27 protein-coding genes and 2 pseudogenes are annotated in these 22,635 nt (G+C 49.4%); 15 read left to right on the forward strand and 14 right to left on the reverse strand.

The genetic code is table 11. From position 1 onward, the window contains the following. The first annotated feature begins 40 nt into the window (after window positions 1-40). The 12 genes and pseudogenes from RQN30_RS06430 to RQN30_RS06480 all read left to right on the forward strand — a co-directional run bounded on the left by RQN30_RS06430 (window position 41) and on the right by RQN30_RS06480 (window position 8,367). A complete protein-coding gene (locus tag RQN30_RS06430; RefSeq protein WP_353059760.1) occupies window positions 41-379 on the forward strand; it encodes a hydrogenase maturation nickel metallochaperone HypA/HybF in 339 nt (112 codons plus the stop codon). A gap of 125 nt (window positions 380-504) precedes the next feature. Further along, complete coding sequence (gene hypB, locus RQN30_RS06435; RefSeq protein ID WP_353059761.1) at window positions 505-1,449, forward strand: hydrogenase nickel incorporation protein HypB; 945 nt, start codon at window positions 505-507, stop codon at window positions 1,447-1,449. 51 nt (window positions 1,450-1,500) lie between these two features. Beyond that, window positions 1,501-1,620, forward strand: a pseudogene (locus RQN30_RS12570) (Sec-independent protein translocase subunit TatA/TatB); the annotation flags it as partial. A gap of 90 nt (window positions 1,621-1,710) precedes the next feature. Further along, complete coding sequence (locus tag RQN30_RS06440) at window positions 1,711-1,974, forward strand: hypothetical protein (RefSeq protein WP_353059762.1); 264 nt, start codon at window positions 1,711-1,713, stop codon at window positions 1,972-1,974. A gap of 39 nt (window positions 1,975-2,013) precedes the next feature. After that, window positions 2,014-2,397: a Sec-independent protein translocase subunit TatA gene (gene tatA, locus RQN30_RS06445; RefSeq protein ID WP_353059763.1), complete on the forward strand. Its 384-nt coding sequence runs from the start codon at window positions 2,014-2,016 to the stop codon at window positions 2,395-2,397. A gap of 85 nt (window positions 2,398-2,482) precedes the next feature. Continuing rightward, a complete protein-coding gene (gene tatC, locus RQN30_RS06450) occupies window positions 2,483-3,247 on the forward strand; it encodes a twin-arginine translocase subunit TatC (protein ID WP_353059764.1) in 765 nt (254 codons plus the stop codon). Window positions 3,248-3,352: 105 nt separating this feature from the next. Continuing rightward, window positions 3,353-3,691: a twin-arginine translocation signal domain-containing protein gene (locus RQN30_RS06455; RefSeq protein WP_353059765.1), complete on the forward strand. Its 339-nt coding sequence runs from the start codon at window positions 3,353-3,355 to the stop codon at window positions 3,689-3,691. After that, window positions 3,591-4,685 carry a hydrogenase small subunit gene (locus RQN30_RS06460; RefSeq protein WP_353059766.1) on the forward strand — a complete coding sequence of 365 codons (1,095 nt, stop codon included), beginning with the start codon at window positions 3,591-3,593 and terminating at the stop codon, window positions 4,683-4,685. Before RQN30_RS06455 ends, RQN30_RS06460 begins: the two co-directional genes overlap by 101 nt. After that, window positions 4,685-4,819, forward strand: a complete 135-nt coding sequence (locus RQN30_RS06465) for a hypothetical protein (RefSeq protein ID WP_353059767.1) — start codon at window positions 4,685-4,687, stop codon at window positions 4,817-4,819. Before RQN30_RS06460 ends, RQN30_RS06465 begins: the two co-directional genes overlap by 1 nt. 40 nt (window positions 4,820-4,859) lie before the next feature. Then, window positions 4,860-6,433, forward strand: a pseudogene (locus RQN30_RS06470) (nickel-dependent hydrogenase large subunit). Beyond that, the gene (cybH, locus tag RQN30_RS06475) at window positions 6,430-7,674 is read left to right on the forward strand and encodes a Ni/Fe-hydrogenase, b-type cytochrome subunit (protein ID WP_353059768.1); all 1,245 of its coding nucleotides are present in this window, start codon (window positions 6,430-6,432) and stop codon (window positions 7,672-7,674) included. Before RQN30_RS06470 ends, cybH begins: the two are co-directional and overlap by 4 nt. 96 nt (window positions 7,675-7,770) lie before the next feature. Continuing rightward, entirely contained in the window at window positions 7,771-8,367 is a 597-nt protein-coding gene (locus RQN30_RS06480) for a HyaD/HybD family hydrogenase maturation endopeptidase (RefSeq protein ID WP_353059769.1), read from the forward strand. An 87-nt stretch (window positions 8,368-8,454) separates the two neighbouring features. On the opposite strand, the gene RQN30_RS06485 is transcribed toward RQN30_RS06480, so the two are convergent. Then, window positions 8,455-8,808, reverse strand: coding sequence for a hydrogenase maturation nickel metallochaperone HypA/HybF (locus RQN30_RS06485; RefSeq protein WP_353059770.1), 354 nt, complete (start codon window positions 8,806-8,808; stop codon window positions 8,455-8,457). A 23-nt stretch (window positions 8,809-8,831) separates the two neighbouring features. On the opposite strand from RQN30_RS06485, the gene RQN30_RS06490 reads away from it, so the two are divergent. From RQN30_RS06490 to RQN30_RS06500, 3 genes are read left to right on the forward strand one after another with little or no spacing between them, the layout of a single operon-like run. Continuing rightward, window positions 8,832-9,167: a hypothetical protein gene (locus RQN30_RS06490; RefSeq protein WP_353059771.1), complete on the forward strand. Its 336-nt coding sequence runs from the start codon at window positions 8,832-8,834 to the stop codon at window positions 9,165-9,167. After that, a complete protein-coding gene (locus RQN30_RS06495; protein WP_353059772.1) occupies window positions 9,122-9,691 on the forward strand; it encodes a hypothetical protein in 570 nt (189 codons plus the stop codon). The genes RQN30_RS06490 and RQN30_RS06495 overlap by 46 nt, the downstream gene beginning before the upstream one ends. A 17-nt stretch (window positions 9,692-9,708) precedes the next feature. Then, entirely contained in the window at window positions 9,709-10,155 is a 447-nt protein-coding gene (locus RQN30_RS06500) for a nickel-dependent hydrogenase large subunit (protein ID WP_353059773.1), read from the forward strand. A gap of 18 nt (window positions 10,156-10,173) precedes the next feature. Here the strand turns inward: RQN30_RS06500 and RQN30_RS06505 are convergent, their stop codons facing one another. The 13 genes from RQN30_RS06505 to RQN30_RS06565 form a co-directional block, all read right to left on the reverse strand. Beyond that, window positions 10,174-10,311, reverse strand: a complete 138-nt coding sequence (locus RQN30_RS06505) for a hypothetical protein (RefSeq protein WP_353059774.1) — start codon at window positions 10,309-10,311, stop codon at window positions 10,174-10,176. 20 nt (window positions 10,312-10,331) lie between these two features. Continuing rightward, the gene (locus tag RQN30_RS06510) at window positions 10,332-11,795 is read right to left on the reverse strand and encodes an ABC transporter ATP-binding protein (protein WP_353059775.1); all 1,464 of its coding nucleotides are present in this window, start codon (window positions 11,793-11,795) and stop codon (window positions 10,332-10,334) included. After that, window positions 11,788-12,753, reverse strand: coding sequence for an ABC transporter permease (locus RQN30_RS06515; protein WP_353059776.1), 966 nt, complete (start codon window positions 12,751-12,753; stop codon window positions 11,788-11,790). Before RQN30_RS06515 ends, RQN30_RS06510 begins: the two co-directional genes overlap by 8 nt. After that, window positions 12,713-12,886, reverse strand: coding sequence for a hypothetical protein (locus RQN30_RS06520; RefSeq protein ID WP_353059777.1), 174 nt, complete (start codon window positions 12,884-12,886; stop codon window positions 12,713-12,715). The genes RQN30_RS06515 and RQN30_RS06520 overlap by 41 nt, the downstream gene beginning before the upstream one ends. Next, window positions 12,883-13,917: an ABC transporter permease gene (locus RQN30_RS06525; protein WP_353059778.1), complete on the reverse strand. Its 1,035-nt coding sequence runs from the start codon at window positions 13,915-13,917 to the stop codon at window positions 12,883-12,885. Before RQN30_RS06525 ends, RQN30_RS06520 begins: the two co-directional genes overlap by 4 nt. Beyond that, window positions 13,914-15,578: an ABC transporter substrate-binding protein gene (locus RQN30_RS06530; protein WP_353059779.1), complete on the reverse strand. Its 1,665-nt coding sequence runs from the start codon at window positions 15,576-15,578 to the stop codon at window positions 13,914-13,916. The genes RQN30_RS06525 and RQN30_RS06530 overlap by 4 nt, the downstream gene beginning before the upstream one ends. Window positions 15,579-16,127: 549 nt before the next feature. Then, on the reverse strand, window positions 16,128-17,009 hold the full coding sequence (locus RQN30_RS06535; protein ID WP_353059780.1) for a CAMP factor family pore-forming toxin: 882 nt from the start codon (window positions 17,007-17,009) through the stop codon (window positions 16,128-16,130). Between the two features lie 628 nt (window positions 17,010-17,637). Next, entirely contained in the window at window positions 17,638-18,519 is an 882-nt protein-coding gene (locus RQN30_RS06540) for a S8 family serine peptidase (RefSeq protein WP_353061792.1), read from the reverse strand. Further along, on the reverse strand, window positions 18,423-20,072 hold the full coding sequence (locus tag RQN30_RS06545) for a S8 family peptidase (protein WP_353059781.1): 1,650 nt from the start codon (window positions 20,070-20,072) through the stop codon (window positions 18,423-18,425). Before RQN30_RS06545 ends, RQN30_RS06540 begins: the two co-directional genes overlap by 97 nt. A gap of 93 nt (window positions 20,073-20,165) precedes the next feature. After that, window positions 20,166-20,858: an AAA family ATPase gene (locus RQN30_RS06550; RefSeq protein ID WP_353059782.1), complete on the reverse strand. Its 693-nt coding sequence runs from the start codon at window positions 20,856-20,858 to the stop codon at window positions 20,166-20,168. Then, complete coding sequence (locus tag RQN30_RS06555) at window positions 20,855-21,136, reverse strand: hypothetical protein (RefSeq protein ID WP_353059783.1); 282 nt, start codon at window positions 21,134-21,136, stop codon at window positions 20,855-20,857. The genes RQN30_RS06550 and RQN30_RS06555 overlap by 4 nt, the downstream gene beginning before the upstream one ends. Window positions 21,137-21,372: 236 nt before the next feature. Continuing rightward, window positions 21,373-21,909, reverse strand: coding sequence for an MFS transporter (locus RQN30_RS06560; protein ID WP_353059784.1), 537 nt, complete (start codon window positions 21,907-21,909; stop codon window positions 21,373-21,375). Continuing rightward, the gene (locus RQN30_RS06565) at window positions 21,864-22,601 is read right to left on the reverse strand and encodes an MFS transporter (protein ID WP_353059785.1); all 738 of its coding nucleotides are present in this window, start codon (window positions 22,599-22,601) and stop codon (window positions 21,864-21,866) included. Before RQN30_RS06565 ends, RQN30_RS06560 begins: the two co-directional genes overlap by 46 nt. Between the last annotated feature and the right edge of the window lie 34 nt (window positions 22,602-22,635).

Genomic DNA, 22,635 nt, shown 5'->3' on the forward strand with positions numbered 1-22,635 from the left:
TACCGCAGATTAAGAAGCTGATATCCGTTAAAATACCACCATGCACGAAGTTTCACTTTGCCAGTCAATGCGCTTAATTGCAGAACGCGCCAGCAAAGGGCGAAAAGTAACTGCCGTCAGCGTCGATGTGGGAGCATTGCGGCAAGTTGTGCCGGCAGCTCTCGACGCTGCATGGGGTGCCGTCGCAAAACAAAGCATGATTCTCACCGGTTCTCATCTCGAAATACGGCTGATTCCAGCAAGTTTTGACTGCAAAGAATGCGGCAGGCACACAACTTTGCAAAATGAAGTTATCTTTCAATGCGGATGCGGATCACGAAATATTATCGTAAGAAGCGGGGAAGAATTTATGATTACTTCGATTGACGTAGCTGATTAGCAGCTAAATCAGTGGCAAATTAAGCGAAAACAATTTATTCTGGCTTTAAAACCAATTTCCGCAAAAAGCTTTCGCGAATCAATGCAGACACATCAGCAGCTTTCCAATCATTGAAAGGATTTCCCATGGGACGTTTCCATCGCCATGACGGAGAAGACGGGCACAGCCACAGCCATACGCATGAACACAGCCACGAACACCCGCATTCACATCACCACGAGCATGACCATGAGCACGAGCACGGGCATAACCATGACCATGACCATGACCACGAGCACCCGCACAGCCGCGAAGAACTTGGCGATCACTCAAAATACGAAACCGGCACCGAACGCATTGACGTCCTGGAAGATATTTTCGCTGAGAACGACCGCAAAGCCGCACACAACCGCGAAGCTTTCGACACGCACGGAATCCGCTGCATAAATTTAATGTCCGCGCCGGGATCAGGAAAAACTACGCTCCTTGCAGCCACTCTCGCAGCTCTGCCGAAAAACATCCGCGTCGGCATTGTAGAAGGCGATATTGAGACATCACTCGACGCAGACCGGCTTGCCGGATTCGGCGCACAAATTTCCCTGCTAAATACCGGAAACGGTTTCGGCGGAGAATGCCACCTCGATGCCCCAATGGTAAATCATGCACTTGCAGGGCTGAACCTTTCCGAACTTGATCTCGTACTGATTGAAAATGTTGGAAACCTTGTTTGCCCAGCAGAATTTGCAGTAGGCGAACATGCAAAAGCAATGGTTTACGCAGTTACCGAAGGTGAAGATAAACCGAAGAAATATCCGGTGATGTTCCGCTCCGTAGACGCAGTAATCGTAAACAAAATCGACCTGCTCGAATATCTCGATTTCGACCTTGAATTATTCAGGCAGAATCTGCGCGACGTTAACCCAAACGCAATCGTAATCGAATGCGCAGCTCATCCGGCAGCAAAAGCAAAAATTCACGGCAACGGCGGAAAAATCGAGCCAATCGGGATTGATCCGTGGATTAACTGGCTCACTGCACAAACAGCACTGGCAAAAAAGCAGCATCCGCAAACCGAAACTACCAGCAAATAAAAACAACCGCACAAAAATTGAAAGCTGAGCTGAAAGCATGGAGTTTTTGGAATCTCGACGGGCGAATTCCTAATCATTTCCCTGGTCGGGCTGCTAATCGTCGGCCCAAATACTCTCGCTTCGCTGCTGCGCGCAACATCGGCCTTTATTAAAAAAGCGAAAAATTACTCGGCACAGTTACGGGCAAACACTAACTTCAGCGAAGCTTTCAATTTTGGCAGCACAGCGCCGCAAAACTTCAATCTAAATGAGCTAAACCCCGTGCGGACATTAAAAAATACTGCACGTGAAGAAGCCGACGCTTGGGCAAAAAGTATCTTCAATTCCGCCGGCAACACAGATACTGCCGCAGCCAACACCAATAACACACAAACCCCAGACACATTAAAAACACACACGCAAAACACACTAAACTCAGCCGAAAAAATCCCAGAATCACAGTCAGCACCGGGATACCGGATGAACGAAAAACGGCGGCAGTTTTCGAAGCTCTCGCAAACGCCCAAAAACCAAAAACTGCTGTAGCATCAGAGATAGAAAAACCAACCCTTAAGGAGATTTGCGATGAAACCAATGCATTTCGCAGTGCTGATTGTGGTACTGATTATTATTTTCGGTGCGGCAAAATTACCGGATATCGCCCGCAATATTGGAAAAAGCGCAAAAATTCTCAAAAAAGAAATGAAAGAATTAACTGAGGATGAAACAAATCCTCCAATTCCGGCGGTATCTCAGGCCTCAATACCGCCGGCACAAGCAGCAGCACCGCAAACTGCGCAAACCCAGCAGATGCTCCATCCGCAATATTCAGTACCATCTGCCCAACAGCCGGCACCGCCAATGAACCCAACCCAGCCATCCCCGCGGCTGCAGCCGGATCCGCAGCCGCAGCAAACTCCCGAAAAACTAAATCCAGCCGGAAACGACGGCACTGCACCGCTTAGTTAAGCAAAAACTGAAACCAACCACTCCGCCTAACCGCCTCTTACCTGAACAGCAAATGACCAAACGAGTCAAAAACCCGGCAGGAACAATGAGCATCTGGGCTCATTTCCGCGAGCTTCGCAAACGAATTCTGCTTGCCGCAATCGGCATTTTCCTTGGCGCATTCATCGGCTGGTACTTATACAATCCGGTAATGAATTTTATAACTGCACCGCTTGCTGACGTAACAGCACCTGGGAAAAATCAAACCGCGCAGCTCAATTTTCAAACAATCGGCGCCGCCTTCGACTTGAAACTAAAAGTTTCATTATGGATTTCACTAATCCTCACTTCCCCATGGTGGGTCGGGCAGATTTTCGCCTTTATCGCACCCGGATTAAAGAAACGCGAAAAAATATATCTCACAATTTTCGGAGCTGCCGGCGTGCTGCTTTTTCTTGCCGGCACGTATTCCGGTGTGCAATTAGCTCCCAAAGCAGTCGAAATTCTCACATCTTTCACTCCAGAAAATGCTGCCGTACTTTTACAGGCAGAAAGCTACGTGTCTTTTTATATGCGCCTCGTAGCAGCATTCGGACTCTCATTCCTGATTCCCGAAATTCTTGTCGTACTAAACTTCCTCCGCCTGCTAAGCGCAAAACGAATGCTGAAAAGCTGGCGCACAGCAGTGATTTCCGCTTTCACCTTTGCCGCAATCGCCAACCCGCTTCCGCAGCCGTGGCCAATGATTGTGCAGGCACTCATCCTAATTACGCTTTATCTGCTTGCCGTCGGAATTTGCGCAATAAACGACTTTATCCGCACCAGAAAAAGAAGAACGCAAAAGCAGCTGATTTACGCGCAAAAACGCTAACTTAATTCCGCTTATTTTTGCAGGGCATAAGTCGTCTTTGCCCCGTATCATTTATCTGTATAGCTATCTATACCAACACGCAGCAACACCAAAAGGATTGAGTCAATGACGTACAATATCCAACCTTGGCAAAAAGGAACGCTCAGCGAAAATATAAAACGCGCCGGCGTAAGCCGCCGTGATTTCTTGAAATTTTGCACCGCACTCGCAGCAATCTACTCCGTCGGCACCCCAAACTATGCCCGCGCAAGCACCGCGAAAGCAGGCGAAATTCTCGCCGAAAAGCTCGGAAATGTAAAAACCGAATGTGGTTTGGCTCCAACTGCAAGAATGTACCGGATGCATGGAATCAACACTGCGTTCAGAAGGAACCACCGTCGAAGAAGTCGTGCTGAACCTGCTTTCAGTCAATTACAACGAACTCGTAATGGCAGCGTCTGGTGAAGCTGCCGAAAACGCACTTGCAGAAGTAAACAAAGAAGACCACATCCTCGTAGTAAACGGTTCAATCCCGCTCAAAGACGACGGAATCTACTGCACTATCGGCGGAAAATCCACCGAACAGATTCTCCGCGAATCTGCTGAAAACGCCTCAGTAATTCTTGCCGTCGGCGCATGCGCAGTATTCGGATCAGTGCAGGCAGCCAAACCTAATCCAACCGGCGCAGTAGGCGTGGATGAAATCATCAAAGATAAACCGGTAATCAACGTCTCCGGATGCCCGCCAATCGGTGAAGTAATCACCGCTTCGCTTGCCTATATTTTGACCCACGGCAAACCACCGGAAGTGGACGCAGAAGGCCGCCCAACTTTCGCCTACGGGCAGCGAATCCACGATTCATGCCCGCGCCGCGCCCACTTCGACGCCGGCCAATACGTGCGGACTTTCGACGATGCAGGCGCCCGCGCCGGCTGGTGCCTCTACGAAGTCGGATGCAAAGGACCATCCACATTCAGCCCCTGCCCAATCTTACAGTGGAACATGAAAGCAGGCTGGCCGATCGGCGCCGGCCACCCCTGTATTGGCTGCACTGAACGCGATTTCTTCGACCGCTTCACCCCGTTCTATCAAGTACTGCCAAACGTAACCGGAATTGGCGTTGAAGCTGCCGCAGAGAAAATCGGCTGGGGTGCGCTCGGATTAGTCACTGCCGGCGTAGCAGTACACGCAGGTGTAACAGCAGCAAAAACAGCTCTTGAACGAAGAAGTGCAGCGAAATCCGGGCCGCTTTCCGCTTTCGGCGACAGCCCGCGCGAACTCCTCCCGCTGGCAGGCACCGTCAGCAGCAGTGAAAACGAATGCTGCGGCGGAAACAGCAGCGGCGGATGCTGCGGCGCAAATACCGCAGCGCAAGCAGCGCAAACTCCGCAAAAACCAAACCAATCAGATGATGCAGATTCGAATTCAAACATGAAAAAATCAGGTGAGGAAGAGTAATGACAGAACGTGTAGTAATCGATCCGCTCACCCGAATAGAGGGGCACCTTCGCATCGAACTCGAAACCGAAGGGCAGGAAATTAAAAAGCCTGGGCGCAAACCACACAATTCCGCGGCATTGAAACAATCGTAAAAACCGCGACCCGCGCGATGTTTGGGCGTTCGTACAGCGCATTTGCGGTGTTTGCACCTCTACACATGCAGTCGCTTCAATCACCGCAGTTGAAGATGCGATTGGGATTAACGTACCCGAGCAGGCAAAGCTGATCCGCGATATGGTAGTCGGCGCAGTGGAAGTGCAAGACCACGTAATCCACTTCTACCATCTGCATGCGCTCGACTGGGTAAACGTTGCAAACGCAGCAAAAGCAGACCCGGCAAAAGCACTGGAATTCGCACATTCAATCGGATCAAAATGGCGCGGAAATTCACTGAAACGTTTCACCGAAGTTAAAGAAACACTAAACGCAGTACTCGATTCCGGGCAGCTTTCCGTGTTCACCGGCGGATACTGGAACCACCCAGATTACCGCCTCCCGCCAGAAGCCGACTTAATGGCTGTGGCACACTATCTGGACGCACTCGAATTCCAACGCAGCATGATCCGGATTTGCACCGTTTTTGGCGGGAAAATCCGCATCCGAATTTCTTAGTCGGCGGTATGGCTTGCTCAATTGATCCAAACGAATCAGAATCAATTAACCAAGTGCAAACCGATCAGATTAAAAATTGGATTGACGAAAGCGTCGAATTCGTTACCGATTGCTACTATCCTGATGTGCTTGCAATTGCCGGAGTATATAAGGATTACTTCGATATCGGGATTTCCACGCCAAACTATTTAGCCGTCGGCATGGCGGGAGCCGCATATACCGGCGACCCGGCTAAATCACGCTCCTCCTCTGAATTTAATGCAATTAAACCAGGAGTAATATACAACGACCAGTTCGATTCCGTAGAAGATTTCGACCCGAAACAGATTGCAGAATTTATCAATTCAGCATGGTACGAATATTCCGAAGGCAATGATCAAGGACTCACTCCCGATAAAGGCGAAACAACTGTAAAATACACCGGCCCAAAACCGCCGTACGAATGGCTCGCCGACGCTGAAGACGGTAAATACACTTGGTGTAAAGCACCGCGTTATAACGGAAAACCAATGCAAGTCGGTCCAGTTGCGCGAATCATTCTCGGATATGCACGCGGGCATAAACGCACTGCAGAACTGGTCGACGGCGCCGCCGCCGCACTTGGAATTACACTCAAACAGCTCAACTCCACCATGGGACGCACTTTCGCCCGCGCAGCAGAAGCCCTAATTTCCGCTGAACTGATGAAAGTTACTTATGAGCAGTTCATAGCAAATATTGCCAAAGGCGATATTGACGTATTCGATGCCGCGAAATGGGAACCGGAAACCTGGCCTGCCGAATGTGCAGGATACGGTTTACTGGAAGTGCCGCGCGGCTTCCTCTCACACTGGGTCACCATCAAAGACGGCAAAGTTGAAAACTATCAAGCAGTAGTGCCAACTACTTGGCTGGCAGGCGGACGCGACCCGCAAGGAGTACAAGGCCCGTACGAAGATTCCCTGGCGCTCACAGGCAGCCATCCGCTGGCAGATCCGCATCAGCCGCTCGAACCGCTGCGCACAATCCATTCCTTTGACCCCTGCATGAGCTGCGCAGTGCATGTGCTCGATCCGGAAGGAAGCACAATTACTGAGGTGGTGACAGGCGGATGAGCACCCCAAATGAAGTAGAATTTTTCGCACCATCCGAAGCTGCAGCCAATTTACCGATTGAAGTCGGCGGAGCATACTCTATTGGAAAACTTTCAAAGCGACGGCTCCTCTCGATGGCAGCCGTCGCCCCGGAGAACACGCAAGATCCAGTAGATTTAGCGCTAAATTACGCTTTGCAAAACGAGACAAACGGACTGATGGAAGCACGCCGTGTACCGGAAACCGCCCACGAAGAAGCTACACCTGAACGGCGTTACTCGCTCACAGCAATTCCTGATTTCGTGACCACTGAAGGACAAACGCATGATTTAATGATTATGCGCGGCAACCTTGAATCAGTTTTACGCGCCGCAAAATGCTCTCGCGAAGACCGCACACTGATGCGCCGAAATGCGCAAATGGCAAAAATGCGCGGATACCGTTCCCTCGCAGTTGCAAGTGCGGAAGTGATCAACGGCAATCCGGAAGAATTCCAAGTTCAAGGATTTGTAAATATTCGCCCGTCGGAACTTTCTGATTTAAAAGACGACGGATCTGAAGCCACCCGCGGCGATTGGGTGCGGTTAAACGTCTGGTCGCCGCTGCTGCGCCTGCTGCATTGGGCAAATGTGGCGCTTATTTTTGTTCTGTCCTGCACCGGATATTACATTATGGACCCATTTTTCGGCGGATCCTACTTTATGGGAATTGAACTTGGATTTTTAATGGGCTGGGTGCGCTACACCCATTTCACAGCAGCATTCTTATGGATTGCAATCGGTGTGCTGCGATTATGGCTGGCGTTCACTTCACGCGACCGCTATATGCGTTGGCCGACTTTCTGGCCGTTGAAGAATAAAGAAGATTTCCGCAATCTTTGGGGAACAGCAAAACATTACCTATTCCTTACAGACGACGGCCCGCTCTATATCGCACACAACCCGCTGCAGCAGCTCACCTACACTGGAATTTACGTAATTGGGTTTTTCCAGATGATTACCGGACTCGCACTCTACGGGCTTTACCATCAGAACAATCCCGTTTGGCAGTTTTTCGCAATGCCAGTGCATTGGATCGGTATTCCCGCCACCCGCCTGATTCATGCAATGATCATGTTTATCTTCTGGTGTTTTGTAATAGCTCACGTATATTTGGCTGTCCGTGCCGATTCAATGGAACGTCACGGCGGTATTTCATCGATGATAAACGGAGGTGTTTGGTTAAAGCGCGGGTCAAAACCAGTGGATGCCCCAGAGGTTTAACCTGCCGCTGCTATCAACCGCAGCAATTAAAAGTTTCAGAACTGCCGCAATAAAAACTGCCGCAATAAATATGCAAGCATTGATACGGTTACTTTCATGACGAATTCTGAGTTTTTCCCGCAAGATTCCTTCATCCGTTCACGTCCGCTGCCGAATTTGCACGCCGCCGCACTTAACGCAAACGATTTAGCACAGCTAGATGATGCAAAACAAAAAGAAATTGTAGTGCTCGGTATTGGTAATGAAATTATGGGCGACGACGCAATTGGAATCGAGCTGCTTCGGCGCGTCCAAATAATGGCAGCCGCCGCCGAAATCGATTTCGCCGACATTGATTTTATCAACGGCGCAACACTCGGAATGGAGCTACTACCCGTTGTTGAGCAGGCAAAACGGCTGTTAATTCTCGATGCCGTCGCACAGCACGGAAAAGATCCCGGCACTCCAATCTTTTTGCGCGGCGATCAGGTGCCGCGGCTGCTTTCCGCAAAGCTCTCCCCGCATCAAATCGGATTGCTCGACGTGCTCACATCCTGCCGGCTCCTTGAACGTGAGCCGGCAGAACTAGCAGTAGTTGGCGTGGTGCCTGAAAACGTCGATCTCGTAATTGGAATTTCTGATTCGGCGCAGCAAGGTTTAGCAGAAGCTGCGAAACTCGCGCTGCACGTAATCAGCAAATGGGCCGCCGGTTAAATTCATTCCCGCTGCGGATTCGAATCCCGCTGCAGATTAGGCCTCCGCCGGTGATCCAAATAGCTTTCCGATGCCGGGGAGCTAACGTTAAATACCGCTTTCCCACTCAACCCAAGCTATTTCAAACTCTTTTCCGCGGGTAATGTTTCCCGTCGGCGTGCCGCACTGCGGGCACAGCAGCGCGAAAAACTCATCAATTTCTACATCACGCGCACAATTCGGGCAATAAACGGCCGCTGCGATAACTTCAATTTCCAATTGCGCTCCCGAAAGCAACGTGTTCGCAACAGCAATTTCCCACGAACCAGAAAGCGCCGCTGGTAATGCGCCGGATTCGCGCCCTACGCGCAGCGCAACTTTCGAAATCTTGGTAGCCTTAGCCTTAAGTGCGGCTTTTTCGACGGCCGCCACCACCGAGTGGCAAAGTGCGAGCTCATGCATATCTTTATCTTGGCAGGTTTTGAATGAAAATCAACCTTAACGAAACAGTAGATCTTTTCGGTGCGAAAATTTTCGTGAACCGCAACCCGGCAGGGGAACGTGAAGCCCGGTTCGATCTCTCCGGTCTGCCGCGGGTAGACGGACTGCTTATCGGGCAAAAAGTTACCGAAGCACCAAGTATTGTGGAGCATCTTTGCGGAATCTGCCCAGTACCGCATCATCTTGCCGGAATGCGTGCATTAGATGCCCTCGCCGGCCTAGCCCTGCGGAAAAAGATCAGCTCGTCCGCTCATTACTGCATCATTCATCAATCGTGGAAGCTCATGCACTTCGGCTGGTTGAAATTGACCGCGAATTAGCGTTAGCGCTGCGGAAGTTTTCGAAACATGCGCTCACAGTTTCTGGATGCCCCGGGCATTTTCCAGCCGTTGCAGTCCCCGGCGGAGTGAAATTTTTCCCAACAGCGGCGGCGCTAAACGAATTTCGCACAACAACGTTGGAAGCGAAAATTGCAGCGGAAAAACTTTCTTTGCTTGCACTGAATCAGAACCCGAATCCGATTCTGAAATCAAAATCTGAAAACTCCGATACTTTCGCAGATAACATTGCGCTGCCGAATCTTGCGTTAATTGACGAAAACGGAAATCCAAGCCTTATCGGCACAAAAGCGCGGGTCACTCTCTCAAATAACGAAGTGCTTACCGAGTTCAGCGCTGCACAGTGGCTCACTGCCGTCGGCGAAGAAAATCCCGGCAAATCAGCTTCACGCCCCTATTTGAAACTCCTTGGCAGCAAAGCTTATTACCGTGTCGGACCAATTGCACAGCTTAGCATTGGAAAATTAGCAACTCCGCTTGCCGCAAAATGCAAGCGGTTTGGCTGAAACAAAACCAGAGCGCCTTGAGTGCAAGAGCAATTATTACGCTGCACGCAATTGAAACCATTGAAAATTGCCTGCAGCAGCTGCTGCAGATTACCGAAACTGATGGGTTATCTGCCGTGAAAAAGAATCAGCCGGATCCGGAATCAACTGCGCCCAACACCCGCAGTATGCAGCTTTCCGGCACTGCAACAGGCTGGATTGACAGCCCGCGCGGAATCCTTGCGCACACATACACAGCAGACGAAGGGATAATTACAAACGCGCAAATTATCACGCCGACGGCACAAAATGAGCCCTGGCTGGGAAAGCTGCTAACAGCAGCCGTACAGCAAGCAGACGTACATCAGCGTGAGGAAGCATTAGAGGAGTCGATTCGCAGTGCTGATCCATGTTTGCCGGTATCTTCAGCCCCCAAAGGGCATATGTCGCTGCGGATTGAGGAAAAATTGCAGCCGCCTGAATAAAATTTCAGCAGCCGGAAATTATATTTCCACAATCCGCTGTGTCAGCTGGTGCAGCAGTTTTTCATCATGCGAGACGATGAGCATTCCAATTCTGCGTTTTTCTGCCTGCGAAATGAGCGTATGCCAAATTGCCGCACGCGACGGCAAATCGAGCATCGCCGTAATCTCATCACAGATTAAGAATCGTGTCTGCGCTCCCAAAGCCCGCGCAATGCAAAATCGCTGCAGCTCACCCCGGAAACTTCACTCGGATAACGGTGCAGCCATTCGTGTTTTATCCCGAATTCTTCACAGGCCGGAAAAATATTTATCCCCGATTCGGCAAGTGTTTTTCCCAGACGCAAGCGCGGATTTACCGAAAGCTCCGGATTTTGAAAAATCATTTGCACCGGCTGATATCCTTTTTTCGGCAAAGGCTTTCCCGCACAAAGCACTTCCCCTGCGGCGGGAGCCAAAAATCCTGCCGCGATTTTGCATAACGTACTTTTCCCAGCTCCGGAGGGTCCGAGCAGCCCGACACGTTCTCCCGCCGCTACCTGCAGCGATACATTATGCAAGATCCGCTCACCGATTCGCGGGTATGCAAAACTGATGTTCGTCAGATTGAGAGATTCCGGCTCAATAACCTTTCTGAAATTACCGCTGCGATTCATTTCAGCGAATTTAGCTGAGACGTTTGTTTCATTTACGGCGTTCGTTTCGTTTACGATGTTCGTTTCGTTCACGGTGTTCGTTTCGCACGATTTGCTTGACTTACTTAATTCACTCGCTCCAGCCGATGTGCTTACCTGCGGAATTTGCAAATTACCGGCGCGCTCAAGATCTGCAAGCGTCAAATCAGGATTGATTTTCCCGTCGGCAAATACAAGCACTCTATCGGCAAGATTCCGCGCCAACTCAAGATTATGCGTAATAATCACTACGGCAGTACCGCCTTGTGAAGCAATTTTGAAATCCGCAGCTACCTGCCGAGTGAGTTTTCGGTCAAGACCAGGAGTTGGCTCATCAGCAATTATCAGTTCAGGAGAATTTATCAGCGCACCGCAAATCAGCGCCCGCCGCGCCATTCCGCCGGAAAGTTGATGCGGATAATAGTCTGCAACTTTTTCGGCAAGCCGATAGCGCGCAAAAAGCTCCGCAAGTTTCTCATCATTCCCATACACGCCCTTGATCTGCGCGCCAATCTTCATCATCGGATCAAGCGCGTCAATCGCCTGCGGCACATAAGCAAGTTCCCGCCCGCGAAGTTTCGTCAGCAATTCACGGTCTAAAGGCAGTGACCGATAGCGGATATCTCCGCTGAGAAGCGCATTATTCGGCAACAATCCAAGTATTGCGCTTGCAGCAACACTTTTTCCCACGCCGCTTCCGCCGACAATACAGACAATCTCACCGGGATAAATTTCGAAAGTTAACCCTTTCAGCACCCGCCGATCTTTTTCCGTTTCACCCGCAGACACGCTGCTGCCATTCGCCGGTGCGGAAATCCGGCGCGCCGACGGAGCATACATCGAAAATTCCACACACAAATCACGCACTTCCAACAGCGGTGCGGCTCCGGGCACGCGATGCCGGCAAGTGCTGAATTCGCCGCCGCCCGCAGCCGGATTCATTTCATTATTTCCCGCAAACTCATCCATTATTCTTGTGCGCTCCTTGGATTGAAAAGTTTTTGCATTTTCTCCCCACCCCGAAAATCAGTGCTACTGCAAGGAAAAGCAGCAGACCGGGGAAAAGCGCCAGCCACCAATTTCCCATAGCCAAATAGTTCATCGCATTTGCCAAAATATTTCCGATTGCCGGGATTTCTCGCGGAAGCCCGAATCCGAGGAAAGTAATCGCTGCTTCATGCATAATGGCATGCGGAAACAGTAAAATCGCCCCCACAAGCGCCGCCGGAATAATATGCGGCAAAAGATGGATGTGTGCAATTTGGAAACGGGTTTTCCCTAATGCGCGCGCTGCCATCACATATTGCGAACTGCGCACAGCAAGCACTTCTTCCCGCACTACCCGAGCAAGAGTAGGCCAATGTGTGAGCGCAACTGCAGCAGCGACACCGAATATTCCTTTCCCAAACATGAAAGAAATTAAAATCAGCAACACAATATGCGGCATACTCAGGAAAAGATCAATCAGAAAATTTATCCCCCAATCAACAGCACCCCCGTAAATAGCAGCAAGCAAACCAAAAATAACTGCAAGAAACGTCGAGACAAGAGTTGCGATCAGCCCAATTATCAGCGAATTCGCCATTCCCTGCAGTGAAAATGCAAGCATATCCCGCCCAAGCTGGTCAGTGCCGAAAAGATGCGAAAGCGACGGTGAAAGCAGTTTCTGAGTGTAATTCACTGCGGTACTTTGCATCCCCATGCTGGTAAAAGTGAAAATAACGACGGCAAGCAAGTAAATTCCAAGTATCGTACTCAAAATAGCTAGCTTAGTACGAATGCTGAAATTGGTGAGCTTAACAGCTTCCCCAAGTTTCTTGAAAGTATATCGGCTGCGCTGTTCCATGTGCTTCACATTATTGCGGCGGCCGTTTTGATTGCGGGAACTATTTTCCTGCTGCGGCAAAGGCGAATCTGCAGCGCTCATTTTCGATTACCTCCAAAAATAAATCAGCGGCCGAATCAGATGCTGATTCACCTGCTGTATCAGGTGTTGCTGCAAACTCTAAAGCCCGATCAGGTTCATCGGAAGAAACACTGCCCCGATTAAATCCTTTCACTTTTTCGTTCTGCTAATTCCGTGTGCACGGCGAATCCGCGGATCAATTACGCTGTAGAGCAAGTTTGCGATACCGTTGCCCGCAAAAACGAAAATCGCACTAAAAACAGAAATCCCAAGCAATAACGGCACATCCGCAGCAAGCGCACTGGCGGTTAACGCACTGCCGATTCCCGGATAAGAAAACACATTTTCTGCAAGCGCCATTCCGCCAAATAGTTCATTAAACGACGCAAATTGTACGGTAATTGCAGGCAGCGAGACATTGCGCAAAATATGTCTCCAAGTAAGCTGGCGGGTAGATTCACCGCGGGCGCGGGCATAATCCGCCATCTGCGAATGTAATTCAGTACAAACTTTTTCACGAGTATAAAGCAGCACGTCGCCGATTGAAACAAGTGCGAGTGTAAAAGCGGGAAGCACAAGATGATGCAGCCGGTCCGTAAAAGTCACTTCGGCAGCAAGTTTTCCCAGCGGAGCGTTCATCCCAATGGGAAACCAGCCGAGAATTACTGCGAAAATAGTGAGAATCACTAATCCCAGCCAGAAAGTTGGTGCGGATTTCAGCGCCAGCACAATACTTGTAACCAGACGGTCAAAGACACTGCCGGCACGCAGTCCGCAAATTACGCCGAGGAGAAAACCGAAAATCCCAGCAACCAGCCATGCGCTTATCATCAACAGGAGTGAAGCTGTAAAACGTCCGACGATTACGGCAGCTACCGGGGCTTGATAGGAAAGCGAATATCCGAAATCTCCGTGCAGCACATTGCCCAGCCACATGAAATAACGTTGAACACCGTCTTGGTCCAGTCCCCAATGCGCAACTATTTCCGCACGTGCTTCCGGTGAAAGTGCCGATTCTGCGCCAATGAACGCAGTGAGCGGATCAATTGGCGCATTTGCAATCAGCATAAAAGCCAAACTGCTGACACAAAGCAGCAGCGCAATAACTCGCAGCAGATGGAAACTCCCAGTGAATACAGCGCGCAGCACCCGATTGCGTGAAAAGGCACGAATCTGCAGTCTCACTTCCGCAGTTTCCAATCAGCTAAGTTGCACAAAATTGGGCTGCCGTGCCCGTGCGGATGGTCGATTTGCGTTGGAAGTGAAAGGTCAAGCCGATCTGATACAAAATATGTATGCTCAATATTTGCAATGTACAGATAAGGATTATCTACTGCCGCAACCTGTTGAGCTTCCTGCCACAGCTTGTTCGCATCGTCTTGATTGTTTGCTGCAAGCGCTCCCGAAATCAGTTCATCAACCCGCTTGTTCTGATATTGTGCAGTATTTACATAAGATTCACCGGCAGTATCCGGGGCAACTGAGTGCAGTAAATTTGGCAGTACAGTTGGCGAGTATTGCCCCCACCCCCAAACTACCGGATTCGCATAAGCAAATGCAGCAATTTCATCCCAAGAAGCAGTTTTTACCTGCAATTCAATCCCGAGTTGTTTCGCGTTTTCACTGAGTGCAACTGCGAGATTATACCGGTCTTCATCACCGCCGGGAGCATAGATATCGACGGCCGCACGCAAACCGTCTTTTTCACGAATGCCGTCGCCGTCGGTATCTTTCCAACCTGCGTTTTCCAGAAGCTTCACTGCACCTGCAGAATCCGCTTTTTCTGCATCCGCACGGCCGGCAACCCATTCCAGATTTCCAACAAACCCGGCTGCAGGTTTTCCGACCCCATTGAAAGCATTTTTGATGATTTGCGTCCGGTCAATTCCAATCGCGAGCGCTTGCCGGATTGCCGGATCAGAAGTCACATCGTTGCCGATTGTGAAAGGCTTTCCAGCATTATTTGTAATCTGATGTGCTTTTTCAACTGGCAGATTTAGCTGGCGCACATCCATTGTCTGCAGTTTTTGCACCTGCATTCCATCGATTTTTTCAGTTGTATAAGCTGCCGGCACCATCACTGCGTCAAGCTGACCGCTTTGTGCAGCTCCGAAAGCTGCTTCTTGTGAGAGATTCACAAGGGTGACCCGCTCAATTTCCGGCAGTTTTCCGTTGTAGTTTTCGTTTCGTGCAAGCACAATCTTCTGGTTTGGCTGATATTCGAGTATTTGATATGCTCCGGAGCCAATTGGCGCGGTATCGAATTTTGCCGAATCATATGCGTCTGCGGGCACAATCTGCAGCATTGCACAAATATCAAAGAATGGGCTGAAAGGCTGGTTTAGTGTAAATTCCACCGTTTGCGCATCCAGTGCTTTCGCACTTTCTAAGACAGTGAGATCTACATCTGGATTATTTTCCTGATGTTTTTCAACTTCTTGGAAAGTAAAAACTACATCTTCAGCAGTGAGCTGGGAGCCGTCGGAAAATTTCAAATCGGGAGCAAGCGTGAAAGTGTATTTCAATGCGTCTTCGCTGATTTTCCAACTTTCGGCAAGGTCTCCGACATATCCGCCTTTAGGCGCCGCTTTCAAAAGCGCATTGTTAATAAACGGATAACCATAGCTCATCGCGCCTTTTATTGGATCAAGCGAGCCTTCGAAAATATTTCTGCCAACGTAAAGCGTAATTGCGTCCGCACTTGTCTCTCCCGCAGCTGCACCGTCTTGCTTTAAGCGCGGATCCTGCGCAGTACTGCACGCACAAAGCGTGCCCAGTAAAATTGCGGAAACAACGATTGCGGCTCTGATTCGTCTAGTTATCATCTCTTTTCGAACACCTTTCATAATGACCCGGTTTTGAGCTAAATCCTAGGCTCGATAATACCGCAACGGATAAAATCTTGTTTTAATATTTGTGATTTACCGTGAGCGCAGGCGCAGGTTAGATTTTTTCTTCCGGTAAAAGATCAAAAAAATGCCCAGTTTTGCGAGATGCCTGCGAAGATTAAAACGAATAGTAATACTATGACAAAGATTAAAACGAATAGTAATACTACGACAAAGATTAAGACGCGAATTAAGATGCGAATTAAGACGCAGACTAAGACGAAGCAGCGCTGATTTCACCGCCGGTAAACAGTTAGCACTGGCAGTTTGAACCGCACTCAATGATGCAAATCCCGCCCGAAGCTTTATCAGCAGCACACATCGAATCGCTATTTGATTTTTGTTATTTGCGATTTTTACGGCGGCGCTGCCAGCATTACTTACGGGGATTACTTACGGGGACACTGCCAGCAACAGCAGCGCCCCCGCAAACTATTCGATATTTAGTTCTCACTGTATTTAGTTCCAACTATTTTTGATTCAGTTCCAACTATTTTGGGAAAGAAATTATTTCTGCGGCAGGCTGTTTGCATTGCGCAGCGCAGCGTCCTTTGCTTTCGCCAGAGCCAGTTCAAGTTCATCCATGGTCATCTTTACTTCACCGAAAGTAGCACCGACACGGAACCACACGCCAACAGCCTTAGTAATCTCTTTGTTCAAAGCATTATAATCAGCGAACTTTGCCTTGCCGAGAACATACCGATCACGTTCAAAACGGGTATTCCAAATAACCTTGTTCAGTGCAGACTTATCATAGATATTTGCGCGGTCATTATCTCCGCGATCGTCAGCTTTCAGACCTTCCTGCATGTCTTGTGCCAGCTCCTCGATGGACTTCTTAATATCATCGACGGAAGCCAAAGGATTAAGAATCCGGATCGTTGCCTTGGTCAAAGCCATACCGACAGACCACTGCACCCACTGCGGTTTGTTGCGCAGACCGTTTTCATCCGAGATAGCTTGCTTTACGGTAGTAATCGCAGATTTCAGCAGCTGGATTCGAGCCGGAATGGTAAGCACGAAGTCAACGATTTGCGCCGGAGTTGACAGCAGTTCACCGGAAGTTGCAGCGGTGATTGTATCCTTAAGCTCAAAGGCAGTGTTCATGAGTTCTTTCAGCTCATTGGCGTAATTAGGCAGTTTTTCGCCGCTGCGCGCAGAGATTCCAGCCTGCATAACAGCCTGTGAATTTTCCGCCTCAAAAGTCTTAATATCTTGCACAAGGGTGTCCAGTTCACGCAGCTGTGCGTCGGTATTTTCCGCAGCAGCGGCGGCAACAATGGGAGCCGGAGTTGCGGCAGGGGCAGCGTTTGCAACGATAGTGGGGGAAACCAAACCCGCCACCATTACCGGGACAATAGAGATTTTCGCTATTTTATTTAGTTTCATGATTAGGAGACTTTCTTTCCTGATTACTCCTGCAGACCAGTCGATTATTCCTGCAGACCAGTCACTGCAGATGATTTTCAAATATCGGCAAACCCGATGAGACTAAGGTCGCATAACCGAACAGATGCTGTCAAGCATTTTTTGAAATTAAAGGCATTAATTTACGAAGATTTTTCAATGAATTTTCAAGTAATTTTCCAAGATTTTACGACGGGGATTCAGTGCAGCGCCAAATATGCCTTAAGTACCGCGCAAATACGCCTTAACACCGGGCATCGCATCTTAACTGCCGCGGCGCATCGCAGCTTAAGCAGCGCGGCAAGTACCGCGGAATTGCAGCCTAAGGCTGAACATTATTACACCGCAGGGTGTGCATAGCGCCATAGGCATGTGCATAGTACAGCAGGCATATGCTTAACACTATAAGCAGACTCCATAGCCAGCAGGCACTGCGATAACATCGTAGACATTGCGATAAACGGTTTCAGGTGCTGCAGCAAATACCGGCGAAGCAATCCCGATTTCCTTAAGGCTTTTCCGCGTCTTATATCCGCAAGAAAGGAAAACCAATCCAAATCAATAATTCAGCAGGAAATCTAGCAAGTTCAAAGCCGACATACTGAATTACTCAGATTTCAATTAGAATTTGGGTTTCAACCGGAATATCGAGTTTCGCCGCAATAGGGGTGTAAAGATCGATACCCTGTTTCTCAGTCTGAAGCGACAGAATTAGCACATAACGGATTGGAAGGTCACGTCGATTTTTCCGGTTATTATTCTTCCACCAGCCACCAACCGGATAAACAGCCAAGTTGCTGCACTTGGCAAGTTCAGCCCCTGTTCCGGTCCATTGGTCTTGATGAAGAGAACCAAGATTCCGACCTCGTTCTCCAAGGAACCAGCGCCCAGATTCACTCACACGAGATCCGGCTTCTTCAACCCAAGCTTCTCTGTTAACGCGATGAATAAACTCGTCTTGCCGCTCCAAACTCCCCTGAAGATCAAAACGCAGCCCATGAGAAGCATACGAGTACTTATTACTCCAGCCTCGACGTGAAGCAGATGGTTCAATGAAGTATGACAATGTAACACGGAGCCTTACAAGAGTCTCGCCAAGACTTTCCAGAACATCAGTCGGCCATGGCAGCTGATGTAATCGGAAATTCCGCATTTTATATCCATCCCCCGTGAAAGGAATGAAGCTATCTTGAGAAACAAGCGTTACCGCACCAATTCCTGAGTTCAGTACAGCATTTTCGGATGGGACACCCCATCCAAACTCACGCAGCAACTTCTTTCGGTCAGTTTTACCGTTTACTTTTTTCAGTCGCTGCAGCATAGTATCAGTCCATTCAGCCGAATGCGTCAGCAGCCCGCGAATTGTCTCTGGCCAATAGGCAGGATACTTATCCATCACAAGAGCAGCAAGACGTGACGCTTGCGCAGCAGCAGCACTGGTGGCATTGGCTGATGCAAGAGAAGTATTGGTGCCGGATCCAGTGGAGCGCAGTGAAAGATTTGGAAGCCGATTCTCAAAAAGATTTGCACCGTCGCTAAGGACATTTCCCCTTCCATACAGATATCGGGTTTTATCGGCCATCTTTTCAGGTCAAAGTACAGCGACGTACTCGTGTGGGGAGAAATATCCCCTGCAGCGGCAACCACTTTCCATCCTGCATACTGGGGATGCATTGGAGGAGTTGTCAAGTCAGTATAGGCGCCTACTGTAAGCGCATTCCACGCTTGTGCGGGATTTTGGATAGGAGAATTTATGCAGTTTTTCTGGTAGTCATCATTATATTCGGAGACATTTCCGGCAGCTATCACAAAGAGACGTGCAGCATCTGGATTTGGCTTTGACAGCAGCTGAATCTCGTTACCTGACCGAACAATGTCAGTTCCCACAGCAAGTGCATCAACTGTAGCGGACCAAAGCGACGGTTCTCCAGGAATGTCCGAATCAGTGCTCAAAGCAAGACAAAATACCCGATTTCGACTATTGCAATGCACCTCTGGGAGAGTGACCGCTTCTACGGTTGCAGTACCGTAATCCAACGGGTTAAGTTTCGATTCTCCACTTCCATGAAGCATTCGCACTGATTCCAAACGATGCCGGAGCAATACCGGCATGGTGCCGGTGAGGAGTGAATCAAGATTTCCATAAAGCGCAAGACCGGCCATCAAGGTTCCATGCCCTCCTGGATAAACATCTGTTCCTGATCCTCCAAAAATCGAATGATGATCTCCGATTGCAAGGGAATTCTCAAGAAGGATGTGAGTACGCAATACACCCGTATCGAGATGGCATACAGCTGGCGCCAACTCAGGTGCAGGAGAGATACGGACGGCAAGGTCTTCCACATATTCAGTCTGTTCATCCAAGGAAAGATCTTCGACACTATCGATAAATTCAGGGCTGCGAATCTCGGCAACTGGAACTGATGTGAAAAGTAGAATTTCAAGCTGTTCCCGAGTTGCCTCTACCCAGATGATTAAGCGATCCCCGAAGCAAAACTCTCGATTACGAGATTTCAATTTATATAAATCAACAAATTTTTTCCAATCAGCGATATGAGGACTGGTTGCGTCTAACCATATCTCCCACCAGTGCTTTCCGGTACCTGGCAGTTTCGATTTCGAGGTCCAAAGATCTTCAAGTACCGCTTTCCGAATGCGGGAAATATTTGCGACAAGGTTTTGGTTCTTTGGTTTACCCGTCTTTGTGTTCTTATCGTCATTCAGATAGTCCGCAAATAGTTCCAAGAACTTTTTCCGATATTCGTCAGAAACCCAGACAGTTGCCTGCTCTGATTTCTCCTCATCTTCAGATACTCGCACGGAAAGCAAGAGCCACTTCGGTTTACTGCAGCGCCCTCCAGTATGGGAATTTAAGGAGTCTAACTTGAGCGGATAAATAGCACCTTCGCCCTCAAGAACTATTACCGTGCCGGCTGCGCGAAGCTCAGGATTAATATCAATAGAAAGCAGACTACTATCGAAGCTGTTGAAAACGGCGTTAGCTGACTTTTTAAGAGCTAGTCCATGTTTGCTGCGGTCACCCACTTCTCGAATCTTCTTGCCAGGCCCTCCGCCTTGCCGGTGAAAATCCTCCGATTTCACATACCCCGGATGTATAGGTGGTCAAGTTTACGTTCGTTATCTGCCAAGGCTTGCCGTCCTTCGTGCAGTAAGCGCAGCTATGAGATCATCTTGATGAACACGGGATTCGCCGCGCATAATCACAGTCTTGGCTGCAGTCTCGGCAGCTTTCACAAGCTCTGCATGGCTCAAACCGGATGTGTATTCACCAAGTTTTGCCATACTGGTACCCTTAGCAAGAGTGCCAAGACGCGCTTTCATTACCGCAACTGCCTGGCGCGCATCCGGCAAAGTGTATGTTAAAACCGCGTCAAAACGGCGAAATAGTGCATAATCTAAAATTTTTCGGTGATTGGTTGCAGCTAACACCAGAGACTCAGAACTAGCTTCTTCGAGGAAAACTAAGAATGAGTTTAATATCCGACGGGCCTCACCTACGTCGTTTCCGCTTCGATCTGCACCGAGGGCGTCAAATTCGTCAAAGAAGTAGACCGCACGCCGTCGCGCTACAGAATCAAAAACTAACCGAAGTTTGCTTGCCGTCTCGCCCATGTATTTACTTAGCAAACTATCCAACCGCACCGTGACCATCGGAATCTGAAGCTCTGTAGCCAGAACAGCAGCCGTCATGGTTTTGCCGGTCCCCGGAGGACCTTCCAACAACAGCCGATGTGCCGGAGTGAATCCGTAATCAAGGAGATTCTTTCGCTGCCGCTGTTCAGCCAGTATCTGTTTAATCTGCGCAGTCAACTCCGAGGGGCAATAAGTTCTTTCAGCTTCACATTTGGATGTGCAGCTTCAACCAATTCCGCCAATTCACCGCGCGGCTGTGCAAGCATTGCAACCTCAGCCAGCGGCTGACGTTCACGGGAAGTATCAACTGCTTTCTTAATATCGTTCGCGAGTACATGATGACCCGCTCTGGCTTCACGTGCAGCAATCTGGAGTGCAACTGAGTAAAAACTTTCATCATCACCCGAGGCGTGACTACGCACCATCGCCACGACATGCTGCCCACTGCCAGCCATACGCACCTCCCAACACAGATAACCAGAAGTCTTACAAGCAAGTGTACCGTCTGAGCTTCTATAACCAATAGCAGGCTTACTATATCTGCCGAAATATCTTAAGTTTTCGCCCGCTTGCGCAGGCAGAAGAAATTGCCGGCATTCCCATTGCAGCAACAATATACACCGAAAACTCAAGTCGTAAATGGTTTAATTGAACGAATCAGAATCCGAATCTCACGAATTTCTTAAATCAATCATTTGCGCAATACTGGGTGAATAAAAGCATAAAGAGTGATTGCTGCAATCAACACAATGGAGACAATGAAAGGGACGAGCGGATTCCATCCGTAAAGTGCAGCAGACACTACAGGTGCCACGGCATAAGCGATACCGTTGTTTGCATTGATAACTCCCGCAACCGCACCCTGTTCATCTGCATCCATTTGCAAAGTGGGGCCAGTGTTATATCCCGGCATCGCCACCCCCATCCCCACTCCCAAAAGAACACACCCAATAGCGAGCAGAATATGGGAGTTTACTGGCCACAGACAGACAATTCCGATGAGCAGCAATGCGAGGCCGGTGCGAAAGAGTTTGGCGGCGCTCCATCCAGTTTTCGGCGCAATAACAGCTTGCCCAGCAATCATTGCAAAACCCATCACAGTCAGGTAGATGGCAGAAATTCCTGCAGTAGCTTCGCCGGAAAAATTAAAGCGGTCTTGGATGGTGAATCCGAAGATTGTGGCTAATGAAGAAAAACGAGAAACATGAACAGTCCGCCGATAAGCCAAGGACGGATACGCGGGTCAGTGAATCGAATATGTTTGGGCCGTTTAATCAGCTGCGTTCCCTCCTGCGGACGAAACTTAAAGATGAGAACAAAGATGCCGATTAGCATGACGGCCGGCATGACTGCCAGCGGCAGCAGCAGTCCGCCCAAAGCAGCGAGTATTCCGCCGAAAATCCCTCCGACGACGGACGCTATACCTTGCGCAGCTCCAATCATGCCGAGAGCTTTGACCCTTCCAACCTCAGAATCTATGTGCGTAACCAGGTGTGCCTGCGCCGTCGGTGCGACTGCAGAAATACCCGCCCCATAGAGCAGACCGCGCGTAACCATTACTGCAATAATCAAAGAAAAACCGGTTAATATCCGGTTCACACCCAGGGAAGAGATGACGCTGAAAGCACTCAGCGCGACGACAGCAATTAGCATGCCGGTTACGAGTACGCGCTTCACTCCGAGCCGCTGGGAGGCACGCCCCCAGTAAGCACTAAAACTCGCCAAGACAATAGCGGCCAAGGAGATTGTTGCTCCGACATGCCATTCCCGTAAGCCCATCTCTCGCGACAGCGGCGCAATAATGGGATTGAGAATCATTTGCCCCATGTAGGTCAAAAACACGATAGCAGTCATTAGCCCAGCTTGCGCCGATACTGGAATTACGGTTGTTTCCGCAGCGTCTGCACCTGCGTTTGTCATTATCTTCCGCCTTTCTAGAACACTGTTCTACAAT

This window comes from Arcanobacterium hippocoleae (genome assembly GCF_040360365.1).
In the GTDB taxonomy this organism is placed as follows: Bacteria; Actinomycetota; Actinomycetes; order Actinomycetales; family Actinomycetaceae; genus Arcanobacterium_A; species Arcanobacterium_A hippocoleae_A.